The sequence below is a fragment of the Clostridium sp. 16K-1-R1 genome (genome assembly GCF_023921145.1).
In the GTDB taxonomy this organism is placed as follows: Bacteria; Bacillota; Clostridia; order Clostridiales; family Clostridiaceae; genus Sarcina; species Sarcina perfringens.
In genome coordinates, this window is the sequence record NZ_CP046515.1 from 1,143,122 (window position 1) to 1,157,330 (window position 14,209).

The 14,209-nt window shown below is 27.9% G+C and carries 15 protein-coding genes; 11 read left to right on the forward strand and 4 right to left on the reverse strand.

Annotated features, from left to right (window positions below; translation table 11 throughout):
• Positions 1–400 precede the first annotated feature (400 nt).
• From GOM42_RS04970 to GOM42_RS04995, 6 genes are all read left to right on the forward strand, one after another.
• Positions 401–793 carry a DUF4440 domain-containing protein gene (locus tag GOM42_RS04970; RefSeq protein ID WP_003454100.1) on the forward strand — a complete coding sequence of 131 codons (393 nt, stop codon included), beginning with the start codon at positions 401–403 and terminating at the stop codon, positions 791–793.
• 328 nt (positions 794–1,121) lie between these two features.
• Positions 1,122–2,276, forward strand: coding sequence for a hypothetical protein (locus tag GOM42_RS04975; protein ID WP_110077329.1), 1,155 nt, complete (start codon positions 1,122–1,124; stop codon positions 2,274–2,276).
• A gap of 146 nt (positions 2,277–2,422) precedes the next feature.
• A complete protein-coding gene (locus GOM42_RS04980) occupies positions 2,423–2,734 on the forward strand; it encodes a hypothetical protein (RefSeq protein ID WP_110077330.1) in 312 nt (103 codons plus the stop codon).
• 194 nt (positions 2,735–2,928) lie between these two features.
• Positions 2,929–4,692: an AAA family ATPase gene (locus GOM42_RS04985; protein ID WP_110077331.1), complete on the forward strand. Its 1,764-nt coding sequence runs from the start codon at positions 2,929–2,931 to the stop codon at positions 4,690–4,692.
• Between the two features lie 3 nt (positions 4,693–4,695).
• Positions 4,696–6,387 (forward strand): McrC family protein, encoded by a 1,692-nt coding sequence (locus GOM42_RS04990; protein WP_110077332.1) that lies wholly within the window; start codon positions 4,696–4,698, stop codon positions 6,385–6,387.
• Between the two features lie 25 nt (positions 6,388–6,412).
• A complete protein-coding gene (locus tag GOM42_RS04995; RefSeq protein WP_070956580.1) occupies positions 6,413–6,796 on the forward strand; it encodes an SdpI family protein in 384 nt (127 codons plus the stop codon).
• A gap of 90 nt (positions 6,797–6,886) precedes the next feature.
• On the opposite strand, the gene GOM42_RS05000 is transcribed toward GOM42_RS04995, so the two are convergent.
• The gene (locus GOM42_RS05000; protein WP_070956581.1) at positions 6,887–7,444 is read right to left on the reverse strand and encodes a flavin reductase family protein; all 558 of its coding nucleotides are present in this window, start codon (positions 7,442–7,444) and stop codon (positions 6,887–6,889) included.
• Between the two features lie 43 nt (positions 7,445–7,487).
• A complete protein-coding gene (locus GOM42_RS05005) occupies positions 7,488–7,877 on the reverse strand; it encodes a hypothetical protein (RefSeq protein WP_110077333.1) in 390 nt (129 codons plus the stop codon).
• A 367-nt stretch (positions 7,878–8,244) separates the two neighbouring features.
• Between GOM42_RS05005 and GOM42_RS05010 the strand changes: the two genes are divergently transcribed.
• Positions 8,245–9,021, forward strand: coding sequence for a lysozyme inhibitor LprI family protein (locus GOM42_RS05010; RefSeq protein ID WP_110077334.1), 777 nt, complete (start codon positions 8,245–8,247; stop codon positions 9,019–9,021).
• Between the two features lie 379 nt (positions 9,022–9,400).
• Here the strand turns inward: GOM42_RS05010 and GOM42_RS05015 are convergent, their stop codons facing one another.
• Positions 9,401–10,204: a CPBP family intramembrane glutamic endopeptidase gene (locus GOM42_RS05015; RefSeq protein ID WP_110077335.1), complete on the reverse strand. Its 804-nt coding sequence runs from the start codon at positions 10,202–10,204 to the stop codon at positions 9,401–9,403.
• A 282-nt stretch (positions 10,205–10,486) separates the two neighbouring features.
• On the opposite strand from GOM42_RS05015, the gene GOM42_RS05020 reads away from it, so the two are divergent.
• The 3 genes from GOM42_RS05020 to GOM42_RS05030 all read left to right on the forward strand — a co-directional run bounded on the left by GOM42_RS05020 (position 10,487) and on the right by GOM42_RS05030 (position 11,306).
• Entirely contained in the window at positions 10,487–10,642 is a 156-nt protein-coding gene (locus GOM42_RS05020; RefSeq protein WP_224385399.1) for a hypothetical protein, read from the forward strand.
• A 263-nt stretch (positions 10,643–10,905) separates the two neighbouring features.
• Positions 10,906–11,097, forward strand: a complete 192-nt coding sequence (locus GOM42_RS05025; RefSeq protein ID WP_004457183.1) for a hypothetical protein — start codon at positions 10,906–10,908, stop codon at positions 11,095–11,097.
• The gene (locus GOM42_RS05030; RefSeq protein ID WP_004457278.1) at positions 11,082–11,306 is read left to right on the forward strand and encodes a DUF6718 family protein; all 225 of its coding nucleotides are present in this window, start codon (positions 11,082–11,084) and stop codon (positions 11,304–11,306) included. The genes GOM42_RS05025 and GOM42_RS05030 overlap by 16 nt, the downstream gene beginning before the upstream one ends.
• Before the next feature lie 288 nt (positions 11,307–11,594).
• Here GOM42_RS05030 and GOM42_RS05035 read toward each other — a convergent pair whose 3' ends face one another.
• Positions 11,595–12,821 carry a M20 family metallopeptidase gene (locus GOM42_RS05035; RefSeq protein ID WP_004457079.1) on the reverse strand — a complete coding sequence of 409 codons (1,227 nt, stop codon included), beginning with the start codon at positions 12,819–12,821 and terminating at the stop codon, positions 11,595–11,597.
• Positions 12,822–13,229: 408 nt separating this feature from the next.
• On the opposite strand from GOM42_RS05035, the gene GOM42_RS05040 reads away from it, so the two are divergent.
• Positions 13,230–14,117, forward strand: coding sequence for a hypothetical protein (locus GOM42_RS05040; RefSeq protein ID WP_110077336.1), 888 nt, complete (start codon positions 13,230–13,232; stop codon positions 14,115–14,117).
• Positions 14,118–14,209: the final 92 nt, after the last annotated feature.

Here is a 14,209-nt window from a genome sequence, read left to right on the forward strand (position 1 = left end):
CTTGTAATAATTTATATTTATTGATAATTACTATTTTAAAATAAAGTTTTATGGTATATAATGTAAGAGTAGTAAATTTTATTGAGAGATTTAATTTTTAGGTAGCTTAATATTATCTGCCTAATACATACAAAATTATTACTCGACATAATAATTTTATGAGCTAACTAAAAGTTAATATTTTCAGAAAGAGAATTAAGCAGTTATAGGATGAATTAAAAGTTCCTCTTATAACTGCTTATATTTTTTCGTTGTCTTAATTTTGTAATATTTTCTATCTAAAATATTAATAGAGATATATTTAGAGGGATAAATTGTTTTTTTAATTAATAACAGTAATAAAAAGGGATTGGCTTTTAAAATAATTATGAGTAATTAGATCTTAAGATGAGGTGGTAGTATGGATTCTATTAAGGAACAAATATTTCAGCTAGAGAATGATTTAATAAAGTCTGAAGTGAGAAAGTCAGCAGAGAAAATAAATGAAATATTATCAAATGATTTTGTTGAATTTAGTAGTTCAGGAAGTGAATATCATTATAAATGTGGAGATGTTTTTCAAGATGAAGAGGATGAGAGAACATTAGATTGGGAAATATTAAATTTTAAGGTGAAGAAGGTTGCAGAGAATTGTATTTTAGCCACTTACAGGGTAATAAAACATGATGAGTTAGATGAGAGAAAAAGATATTCCCTTCGTAGTTCTTTGTGGACAGAGGAAAATGGAAAGTGGAAGATGTCTTTTCATCAAGGAACACTACTAGCAGGTAAAGAAGGAAGAAGTATTTTTTAGCATAATTAAATAGAATATTTGATTAATATATCAAAGAGCTTGTATCAAAATTTAGTAAGTATAAGACTTTATTAATATGTTTTTAGAGGTTTTATAATTTAAATTTTGATAGAAGCTTTTTATTTAGTATAAAAAATTTGTATTGATAAAGTGAGTGGTGAATTTATAAAAAAATGGTAGAATATACATAAGAAGGTGTGCTAAATGAAATTAAGAAAGCTTAATTATTTTTAAAATACTTTCTTAAAACTTTTATATAGACTTAATGGAATATTTGTAGGGAGAAGAGTTTGGGATTATTAAAAAATGTTTTAAGTAAGGGGGAATTATGAAACATAAAAAAGAAGTGTTTATAGCTGCGCTTATAATAGTGTTTTTAATAGCTATAGGACCAAGTATTAAGAAGCAAGTGGGGATTTATACAAAAGGTAAAAATATTGAGAAGAGTTATTCTAAAGATTCATTATATGATATTTATATAGCTCATGGTAAGGGATTAGGATTAATTCAAATTAGTAATATTGAGAAGGGAAATATAAATTACTCGAAGATAGATAATATTAATGTAAAGTATGATTCAGCTAACTTTTTATTTATTGAGAAGGACTCTAGTGGAAAGATATATGTTCCTTATTCCTCTGATATAGAAAATCCCAAGAATGCAAATAGACTCTTAATTTTTAATGAGGGAAAGTTAGAGGATGAAATAGAGTTTGATGATATAAGAAATCCACAGACTGTAATAAGTGATAGGGAAAATAATAGGATTTTCCTTGAGCAGAATATTACTGTTCAACATGAAGATTCTCAAGGATTAAAGCTAAAGGTGATTGATACAAATAGCAAGGAAGTAATTAAAGAACTTTATTTAAAGGGATATATTAGAGATTATTATGTGGGAGAAAAAGAAATAGTTCTAAGCCTAGAAGGGGCTAAGAAGTTAGGTTTTTTAGATGCACAGGACAGAAGTTTATATGCCATAAATAGAGAAACTTTAGAAGGAAGAGTAATTAGTAAAGAACCAATATGCAATGTTGTTAATGCTCTATGTGGAGATTCTAAAGGGAATAATGTAATATTTACCAATATAACTTTAAAAGAAAGTGGAGATTTAAATAAAAATGAAATTATTGTTATGGACAGTCATGGGGAGATCAAGGAGAGAAAAGAGATTCCTTATGATATGAATGGTAGCTTTTATGGCAATGAGAAATATGAGTATGTATTAAATGGAAAAATTCATAATAAGAATAATGGTTTTCTTATTTTTAATAAGGAGACACTTGAGTTTGAAAAATTAGTTGATGATGTAAAGGATATAAGTTATATAGAGAGTTTGGATGGTTACTTATTTATATTAACTAGGGATTCAAAGATATTTATATATGATGAAAATACTCTAGAGCAAATAGGAAGCATAGAGTTAGGGTGGGAGGTTTCGCACAGAATGAAGGTTATTAATAGAAAGGTTAAATTGTCTTAAGAATATGATTAAATATATAGATGGGGGGGATTTCAAATGAATACTGCTCTTTGGATTTCAATAGTCGGTGCTATTTTTTGTGGGGTTATAGCTGTATTTATTGAAAATAAAGAAAAATAATTATATTTATTATGGAGAAATTAGTAATGGGAAAAGGTAGCATTGAAATAAATATTGATAGAGTAATATTTATAGGCTTAATAATAGAATTTATTTGTACAGCATTTATATTTTTTAACTTTACAACACTTTATGAGAATTTGAACTTAATAATAGATTGTTTAATGATTTTAAATGTAATTATATTTATACTTAGTATAATTTATTTTAAGTATAATAAGAAATTGGCTTTAAGATATACCATAATAAGGTTAATATTCTTTTTCTTTTCAGATAAATCAATGTATAGTTTAATACTGGTTATTATTTTAATAATGCAAGGTAAGGGAATGTACTAAAAACAGAAAATAATTTTAAAAGAGAATTGAATTTTTCATTCTCTTTTGTTATATTTATTTATAAGATAAGAATTTTTATTTGGGGTAAATTATTTATAAGATAAATATAGGATATAAAATTATGGAACACATAGATAGAATGTTGCATAGGTGGATTATTTACAAATTGAAAATTATATAGAAGGTGTTTTTATATGGATAAGATAAAGAATGAAGTTACTAAGGAAGTTAAGGACCTTACAAAAGAGGATTATTTAAGCATATTGGAATTTTTAAAGAATCATGCAGGGGAAGAATATAGTAACCCTGAAAATGAGGAAAATATTGAGGAAAAGAATAAATATATAGCTTTGAGAGAAGAGGCACAGGAGACTTTAAGTAAATTTAGAGCTATTGGGGATTTATTTAAAGAAGAGGGCTTAGTTTATGAAAAAAAGGGAGCTTCAAAGTGGTTAGTTGCTGCAAGGGTTACAAGGGTTAGAAACTATCTTTGGATTGAGCTTAAGGAGCCAGAGAAGATAGGATTTTCAACTAGCATATCCATATTTGCAGATAAGATTGAGGAGGGAAATAAGCTTAGATTCAGGGTGGTTTTAGAAACTAAAGATTTAAAAAGCGATGAAGGTGACTATGTTAGACATTTTAGATTTTTAGAGGAGTTAGATCCTTATGAGGATAAATTTGAGTACTGGGATAATTATAGTGATTATAGTTATTTAGAGAGAGGAAAAACAAGTGATATAAGGGCTTTAATACAGGATGTTAAGGAAAGAAAAGAGTTAAAACTTCAAATAGGAAGAACATTATATTATGAAGAGGTTAAGAGAATTAGCAAAGAGGAAATAAGAGAGTTTTTTGAAGAGGCAGTTAGAGAGCTTAAGCCTTATTATGACTTAGCTGTTGAAGGAGAGTATTTCTTATCAAGTGAGGAAGAGCTAGGAATTAATGAGGATGGAGAAGAGTATTTAGAAGAACCAAAGATTCTTAAGGTGAAAAATCAAATTCTATATGGTCCGCCAGGAACAGGGAAAACTTATAATGCCATAAATAGAGCTTTAGAGATTATTGATTTTAAAAAGTATAAAGAGTTAATAGGGAATGAAGGGAAGAGAGGAGAGGCAATTAAGGTTTTTAATGAACTTTTAGATGAAGGACAAATAGCCTTTTGTACATTTCATCAAAGCTATGGATATGAGGATTTTGTGGAAGGATTAAGAAGCAATGAAAGTGGAGCTGGATTTGTTCCTAAGGATGGGATTTTTAAAAAACTTTGTAGAAAAGCTTCAAAAAGTCCTAAAAACCATGTGCTTATTATAGATGAAATTAACAGAGGAAATATTTCTAAAATCTTTGGAGAACTGATAACCTTAATAGAGGATGATAAGAGACTTGGGGAGAAAAATCAGCTTAAGGTTACTCTTCCATATTCAAATGAAAGCTTTGGAGTGCCAAAAAACTTGTACATATTAGGAACTATGAATACAGCAGATAGATCCATAGCCTTACTAGACACAGCCTTAAGAAGAAGATTTGAGTTTTTTGAATACATGCCTAAGGAAGAACTTTTACCTGAAGATGCTTGTGGGATTAATTTAAGAGAGTTTTTAAGGGTGATTAATGAGAGGATAGAGTATTTATTTGATAGGGAACATACAATTGGACATTCTTACTTTTTAAAAGAAGACCTTACTTTTGAGGAGCTTGTTTCTATAATGAAAAATAAGATTATTCCTTTAGTGCAGGAGTATTTCTATGGAGATTGGGAAAAGGTAGAGCTAGTCCTTGGAGGTGCTTGCAAAAAGGGAAGAGCTAATAGATTCATAGAAAAGAGTAGAATTGACACAAGAAAACTTTTTAAGGGAATGAGGGTGGATTCTTATGGAGAAGAGTATAAGTATTCCGTAGTGGAAAATCCAGAAAAAGAGGCCTTTCTAAATATCTATGAAGATGAGGAATAGACAATGAGGTATATAATTATTAAGGAAAGCTATGAATCACTTAGGATTGTAGATGACTTTATATTAGATACAATAAGAGAACAAGGGGATTTAGGGAGTAGAAAAGGTTCTGAAAAAGATAGTGATCACTTGGAAAGGCTAAATTTAGGTGATGAAAATTCTAATGACTTCTATAATCATAGAGGGAAGAATTATGAAAAAGAGAGTTTAACAAATAAAGGTGACTTTCTTGATAATAATTTTGACAAAAATTTTACTAACAACAAGGGTAGTTTTAGTAAGGTTGGAGAGTTTTTTAGAGAGCAAAGTTCTTTAAAGGATAACTTTAAGAAAGAATTTCAAGAGAAACGGTCTTTAGGTGAGAATTTTAAGAAGAGGGTTAAAGAGAAAAGTTTTCAAAGAGAAAATGATTTTTATAGAGATAAAGAAGAGGATTTTTATGATTATGAAGGAGAAGATTTTTATGGGAATTATGGCTGTGAAAAGATAATAAGCAGAAGAGAGGCTAATGAACTTTATAATTATGCTATGTCTGAAAAGTTAGATATGGATAATATCCTTTGGGAAAGAGATACCTTAAGATTCATAAACTATGTTGGGTATATAAGACTTTCAACAGTTTCTATAGAAATACTTCCTAAAATAAGCCTAAATGGTAGTGTAGAGCTTGAAAGAAAAGCCCTGTTAAATATGCTTTCTAAGTGTGGAATTTTGAAAGTTAATTATTCAGAAATCAGTTCATTAAAGTTATATAAGCAAAGTCTAAATGAGATACTGGCATATTTATTTAGTAAAAAACTTCAAAAAGAGCTTAGAAAAGGAGTATATGGGGAGTATGTTTATATTGAGGAGAATATAAATTCCTTAAAGGGAAGCTTAAGGGTTCAGGAGCAGATTAAGAACATGGCTTCTCATAGCTTAAAGGCTTTTTGTAGATTTGAGGAGTTTTCTAGAGATAATAAATTAAATAAGATATTGAGCTTCTTTGTGAAAGAAGTCATGAAGAATATAAAAAACAGAGAAACTTTAAAGCTTTTAAGAATTTCAGAGATGATTTTAGGAGAAGTTGATGAAAGAAGTATCACCTTAAATGAGGTGAATAATTTTAGTTTTAACAGGTTAAATAAACCCTTTGAGGATGCTTTTACCTTAGGAAAGATGATTGTTTTAGGAGAGTCAGCCCTTGGAAACTTAGGAGAAAATAAGGTTTATTCTATACTTTTTAAGATGAATGAAATCTTTGAAATTTATATAGGAAAGCTTTTAAAGGAACTTCTTTATAAAGAAACTGTTCATATTCAGCATTCAAAATACAAGCTTTTAATAAAGGAAGAAAGCAATAGAGGAGTGTTTAAACTTATTCCTGATATAGTAATTGAAAAGAATGGAATAGAGAGGGTAATAATAGATACAAAGTGGAAGAGTGTAGAGAGTAAGTTTAATAGGCATGGAGTTAAGAGAGAAGACCTTTATCAAATGTATGCTTATCTTACTAGATATAAGAATGCAAGTACAGTTATACTTCTTTATCCTTATAATGAAAGAATAGAGGGGGAAGATGGAGAATATTTAGAGTCTTGGTATTTAGAGGATGATCAGCATAAAAGGCTTAGAGTTTATGCAGTAAACCTTGAAAATGAGAAAGAAACTTTAAAATCCTTAGATAAAATAGTTAGAAAGTATGTTGAAGAATAAATTAGATTAAAAGGGGAGATAGAAAATGGGATTTTGGATTTTTATGATGGTTATGGAATTATTAATACCACTTATAATGATTATTTTGGGTAAGCAATTTAGCAAAAAGGCACCAAAGGAAATTAATCATTTTTATGGTTACAGAACCTCAATGTCAATGAAAAATAAGGACACTTGGGAGTTTGCACATAAATATTGTGGAAGGCTATGGCTTAAAATAGGATGGATTATGTTTGCTATAACTTTTATTATTATGTTATTTGTCCTTGGAAGAGGTGAACAGGCTATAGGAACCTTAGGTGGAGCACTTTGTATGATTCAGTGTGTAGTTTTAGTTGCCTCAATATTTCCTACAGAGAGAGCTTTAAGGAAGAATTTTGATAAGTATGGCAATAGAAAAAATGTGTAGTTTTTTATTTATTGATTAGTCCTGATTCATTAAAGAAATTATAGGTGGATTGTCCACCTATAATTTTTTATATAAAAACTTTGTAAATTACTATTTAATATTTTTTCCTATATTAAAAGCATTGCCAATAAAGTTACCTATTTCCCAATAATTATTGTCCATAGAGTAAATAAGTGGATTTATCTTCTTTGTATCTGGAAAACTATTTGTAAGCAGGTCTTGGTTAACATAAGTTTCTATTATTTCACCAATAAATACTTCCATATCATAAATTTCAATTATCTTTGTTACTTTACATTCCATATTTATTGGATATTCCTCAATCATTGGAATTTTATTATTACTTTCATAAAAACACTTAAAAATCTGTGATTTATCAATATTATTTCCTGAAACAAGTCCGCAATAATCAACTTTTTCAACTAAATCTGCTGAAGGTATATTAATACTAAACACTTGATTTTCTCTTATGCTTTTATTTGTATAATGATTCTTTTCCATTGATATATAGATAACAGCAGGGTTAACGCTTATTATTCCGCAGTTTCCTATAGTTGCAAAATTAGGCTTATCATTTATAACTGTTCCTATTAATACTGATGGTATAGGATAAACTAAAGGAAGTTTATTAAATTTAACTTTTGACATTTTACCACTCTCCTAACCTTTTATTCCATATAAATATATTAACTTACAATTGTTCTAAAAAGTAGTAAGTTAATATATAAATTAGAATAGCTATACCAATAGTTCTGAAAAGTATTTTAGTCTTTTTTACACCTCTTTTTTGCAAACCCTTATCTTCTCCAAAGGGAAATATTACATGTAAAGTAGGTGCTATTAATGAAATAGCTATGAATAAATATTTTGATATAGGATTATTAGGTAAAAACATTATATTAATAAAGAAAATTAATAATAGTATTATAGAAAAAATCTTTACTGGAGTTTCAGTTTTTTCTCTTTGTTTCATATATTTTTGGTATTTAATATTGCAAGGCTCAGAGCAGCAACAGATTTCACTTGTTCCTTCATATGTTTTGTCACAGTATTTACATCTCTTAAGTATTAGATTATCCATAGATTGCGTAAAAAGAGCAATTGGAGAGTTTTATAAAATTGATGCTTAAGTATTAGATTATCCATAGATTGCCCCTTTTCATAAACTAGAATATTTCTACTTTATAGCTATTATAATTCTAAGAAACTATGAAGATTCCTTTTTATATTTAATATTACAGTTATTGTAAAGTTGGATTTTAATATATTGTAAGAAATATAAATAAAAAATAACTATTTTTAAGTAAATGTTAATTATTGTTATAAATTAGAAAAAAATACATGGGATTTAAGGTTAAATAGAAAATTAAAGGAAGAAATTAATCTTTGTCATTGGTATATAATTGAAAAAGTAAAAGGAATAAATACATTTTAAAAGGAGTTATGATATGAAGAAGAGAAATTTTTTAATTAGTTTATTGGCTGTGGTACTTAGTTTAGGAGTTTTAGTTGGCTGTGGAGATAAGACAAACACTTCTAATGAGTGGGCTTCTGTAAATAGCTCAGAAAATAGTGAGGCTGCTAGTTCAAAAGATTCTGCTGATGTGGTAAAGGATAAGGGGGAAGCAGATAAAGCACAGGCTAAGGATGCTGATCCTAAGGATAAAGAAGCTACAAATAAAGATGAGGGTGAAAAGAAAGAAGAGGATAGTAAGAATGATAGCAGCACTAAGGAGACTGCTAAAGTAGATAATTCTAATAAAAAGGAAAGTAAAGGATCAAGTAATTCTTCTAAGAAGGAAGAGAGTAAGAGTGCTTCTAAAAAGGAGAATTCAAAGGATGAAAGTAGCTTAGCAAAAGCAAAATCAGAGTATCTTCAAAAGATGAAAAAGATAGATAGTGAGTCTGAGAAGTTAGATAAAGAGTATGATAGTAATAGAGGATCAACACAAGCAGGAATGAATGGTATAAGTGGTGAACAAGCTAAATTATATGATAATGAGTTAAATCAAATTTATGATTACTTAAAACAAAATTTAAGCAAAGAAAAATCTAAGGAACTTGAAAAGAGTGAAATGGCTTGGATTAAAGAAAAAGAAAGTAATATAGCTGAAATAAAGAAACAATATGAAGGTGGTTCAGTTACTCCTCTTATGGTAAATTCAGAGGTGGCAAAGGAAAGTAAGGAAAGATGCTATTATTTAATAGATAATTATATGAAGTAGAGATATATTACATATAATTTCTTTAGAAGAAAGTTATTAATTTAATAGGAATTTTATAATATAGTTTATGAAGAAAAGAAGTGGTTTAATTTTATATTAAATCACTTTTTTTATAAATATGAGTCAATGAACGTTGAGGTAGAGTGGGTTTCTTTTAATTAATGGTTTTAAAATATAGTAGTAAATAAAATATTTTTATGTAGATAGTAAGAAGATATAAGGTTAGGGAAGTTAAGGGTTTTTATAGGTAAGAGATTATTACAAAAATCTAACCTATAAAAACTTATCTTTATGAATATTTTGTTTTGAAGATAATTTAGAATGTAGTTTTGATTTTTAATAATTTAAAATTTATCTATTAATAGTGTCTTTTAGGGGCTTAGACTTTACTTTCTTTGTAGAGTTTTCTTAATAAATATATCATTGGAATTATTGAAAGTATTTGTATTATAGAAATAAATGTTGAAAATGGTTCAGGGAAAAGGGTAAGTAAATTATTTAGCATATGTAAAAACATTACAATAGGAAGTGAATGAGTTTTACTATATACAAATCCAAAAATAAGTCCAACTATAAAAGCATATACAATTTGTATTGGTTGCATATGAGCTAGTCCAAATAATAATGCAGATATAATTATTGGAAAGGAACCACCTTTATATTTAGCAGCTTCATTAAAGATTATTCCCCTAAAAATAATTTCCTCAACAATTGGAGCAAGTATTGCCACTGATATAAAAGCAAGAATAGGATTAGCGTTAAATATTTCATCATGCTCAATAAAACTTTCTAAGCTGCTTTTAATAGTAGGGGAGTAGGTTGATAGAAATTGCATAAGAAAAATCCATAAATTTGATATTCCACTAACACCGAGAGAAATTAAAGCATATTTTCCAAGGGTTTTTAAGGACATATGATTATTAATCTTTGGTACATTGAATTCCTTTTTTCTATAGATTTTAGTAAAGAAATATATTCCTAAAACTTGATCGGTGCAATTTACTATAAGATCTAAAATACTATCATACTGATTTCCCAACAAATTTACTTTAAATATTAGATTTAATACTATGGCAAATGGAATAAGAATAATAGTAGCTAAAAATTCTATTCCTATATAAATAAATATTAATGAGAAAATACTTTTCGTAAGTTCTAGTGTTTTATTTTTAGATAAAGTCACAAAATCCCTCCTTTGAATTCTTTTATATGAAATATTTTAACATTATTTAACATTATATTCAAATATTATTAAAATATAGAATTTAGTTTTAAATTATTTTAAGTGTATTTTAGTTTTATAACTTCATTGATCTTAAGTTAAATATTGTAAGAGAATTTTGGATGGATTATATTTAATATAGAACATACTAGATTATATTAAAAAAGTTAAGTATGAAGTGGAAAAAGAGAATATATAAAATTATTAAGATTAAATATAATTTAAGATCAAGGGGATGGTAAAGTGAAGAGGCATGTTATGAATTTAAGTCCAGATTCATTTGAAATGATAGAAATTGGTACAAAAACAATTGAAATGCGATTATATGATGAAAAGAGAAAGAAAATTTCAAAAGGTGATTATATAAATTTTATAAGCACTATGAATAATAAGAAGTAATTAGAGGTTAAGGTAATAGATATTTATAAGTACAATAATTTTGAAGAATTATATAAAGAATTCAATAAAGTAAAACTTGGCTATAGGGAAGATGAGATTGTACATTATACTGATATGGAACAATATTACTCAAAAGAAGATATAGATAAGTATGGTGTAATTGGAATTGAAGTAGAAGTGATTAGAAGAATATATTTATAAGAAATAGTAATAATATGATATACTTATAAAATATATTAAATAATTAAGGAAAGTAGGACTTTATGGATATAAACCCTATAGAAGTTCAATTCTTTACAGAAAGAGATTATATATTTAATATGTGGCTTCATAAGTATGTTTATAAATACAAAGATAATAGTATAGGAATTAAGTTAAGAGAATTATATGATAAAAATATAATTATGATAGAGGAAGATTTTAAGGAGGAATTTAATAAATGTATTATATATTAGTAAAAGATTTTAATTCTGTTGGTTCAGTAGTATATGCATCAGAAGATTCAAAGGAAATAGATATTATAGATGATTTATTAAACTATAAATTAGATAGTCAAAGTAAGCAAGTAGTTTTATTATCTAACTTAGCAATGTGGAAAGAGTATGAGCCTTTTGACATAGTAAAAAATGCAGGTGAGTTTATTGATAAGGCTATAATGAATTAGAGATAACTTGTTATAATTAGCGGTTTTTTAAAATCTATCATTTAATAACAAAGGCTATAACTGGAACTTAAATTTCAGTTAGATACATAATATTTAATAACATAGAGTATTAAATTATAAAGTTAGAGATTGCAAGTTATAGACTATAAATTAATAATTTATAGTCTATAACTTTTTATGTTTTTTATTTTGTTTATGTTTTGGGGAATTTTTTGAAGAAAGTTTTTAAGCTAACTTTTTTATCTAAGTATATTATCAAATTCTTCAAAAATAGGTTTGTAATTAAGTTTACTTATGGTCTTGAAGCCAACGCATTGCTGTGTAGGCGTAAACTGCACTACCACTTGATAAAACTTCTTCATCAAATTTAACCATTGGGTGGTGTTGAGGGTATGGATATCCTTTGTCTGGGGTTCCAGCAGCTAAAACTAACATGATAGCAGGGATTTTTTGGCTTATGTAAGCAAAGTCTTCTGAACCAGAGGTTTTAGCAGATTTTTGATTTCCAGCCATGGCATTTAGTTTGGCAACAGAGAATGTTTTATCTTCCCCTAAAAGTTCTTTTATGTATTTTTCAGAGCATACAGTTAAGTCTTTATCGTTAACTAAGGTTGGGCATCCACTTCCCCAGATTACCTCAGCTGAAGCTCTAAAGGATTTTGCAGTACATTCTGTAATTTCTTCAATTCTTTCCTTTATAAATGAGCGTGTTTCTTCATCAAAAGTACGAATAGTTCCACCCATAGTAGCTGTGTCAGGGATTACATTGGCAGCAATACCAGCATTCATTGTTCCAATTGTTAAAATTGCTTGATCGCTTATGGCAAGTTCTCTAGCATGAATTTCTTGTAATGCAATTAAAATGTGAGCAGCTACATTAAGTGGGTCAACTCCAGTGTTAGGCATAGAACCATGACATCCTTTTCCTTGAACCTTTATTTCAAAATAATCAGCAGCTGGAGCTCCAATTCCAGGTACAGGAACAATAACAGTACCTGCATTAAAAGGCATTCCTGCCATTACATGAATCATTAGTGCCTGATCAACCTTTGGATTTTCTAATACTCCTGCTTTAATCATATCCTTAGAACCTTCAAAAATTTCCTCAGCAGGTTGGAACATAAGTTTAATAGTTCCTTCAATTTCATCCTCATGTTTTTTTAATAATCTTGCAGCACCAAGCATCATAGATGTGTGCATATCATGGCCACAGGCATGCATTTTTCCACTTTGGCAAGAAAACTCAACATCTGATTCCTCTTTAATTGGTAAGGCATCCATGTCACCTCTTATTAAGAAAACCTTTCCTTCCTTTTTTCCACCTGCTAAAGCAATAAGTCCTGCTTTACCACATTCTATTGGCTCATAGCCCATATCAATTAACTCTTTTTTTACAAAGGCAAGAGTGTTTTTTAAATCAAATCCTGTCTCAGCATGTGAGTGTAAATATCTTCTGTTTGAAACAATAGTTTCTTGAAGTAAATTAGCTTCTTTTAGTAATTCTTCTGGTTTCATTTATGTTCTCCTTTCAAAGTTCTTTTTTTGGGTAATATTATTATTTTATCACATTCATAAATTTAAATCATTTTTAAAAATTTGAGTAAACAGACTTATTATCTCCAATTAATTAAGAATAAAACCATTATTCAAAACTATATTAAAAATTAAAGGCTAATAATGGCTTTTTTAAAATTTTAATTATTACTAAAGATAAGATGTTAAAAAACAAGATTTCTATAAGGAAGTTTTAAATAATGAGAAATTAAATAGAGTTAAGAATTTTTTTAGATAATTATTATAAACAAATTTATGGAGGTGGAAAGTAATTAATTCACATGGTATATTTAAAGAAAGCGTTTTAATTACATGAAAAGGTAATTATTTTAAACTTAAAAGATAAAACATTAAGGTGAGGATTAGAGAATGAATGTTAGAATATACAAAATTAATACAGGAATAACAGGAAGAAATTTTAGTAGTGATAAGAGGAGCAATTTTCCTATAGGAGGAAAAACTAATTCTTTTTATTCAATTGGTAACTTAATGAGAGGAATAGAGGACTTTTATTTGGAGGGAAATCTTTATTTTATAGATAAGGAAGAGGAACTTGAGAAGTTTTATAATCCTTTGGGGGATAGATGGGTGGCAAAGAAGAAATATTACATAAGTCATCCTAAGAAAGAGAGAGAAAATTATCTTTTAGAGGCTAGTAAGTTTCATGAGTATATAGTTAGGGAGCAATTAGAAGAGATAGCAAATTACTTGCATCATGAGCTTAATATAAATTCTTTAAAGATAGAGGCTGAAGAGGGAAATGACTTTTCATCTTATACTAATATAGTTCTTGAGGAAATGAATCTTAATGATGAGGGAAAAGTAGAACTAAAGGGAGATAAAACTTTAGAGATTAAGTGGAGTGGAAATGATACAAGGGATTATGAAGCTAAGCAGGGGATGAAAGATGCTAATGGTTTAAACAAAGAAAGGGACAGTAACCCTTTGGAGGAATCTGGAGAGAAATCTTTTAAGGAAGATAAAGCAAGAAATATTTTAGAAAGTGGAATTTTAAATGGTAAAAATGAATTTCTGTGGATAGAGGATTTTGAAGGCTTAATTAATAAGGTTCAGGAACTTAAGGCTTCTAATAAAAGAGGAGAGAAGGAAAGTTTAGAGGGAAATTCTTTAGGTAAAGGAGAAGCTTCTTATATATTGGAAATAGATAATTCCTTTGGAATTAGTGAAAAAATAGGAAAGAAGATAGGGGTTAATCCTACTTGGCTTAAGAAATGCTCTTTTAAAATAACATTTTAGAATTAAGATTTAATAAAAGGTGATGTATCAAAACTTTAATATAAAACTTATAATAAGTTTAATTTTTAGGTTATTTTTATACAATAAAGTTG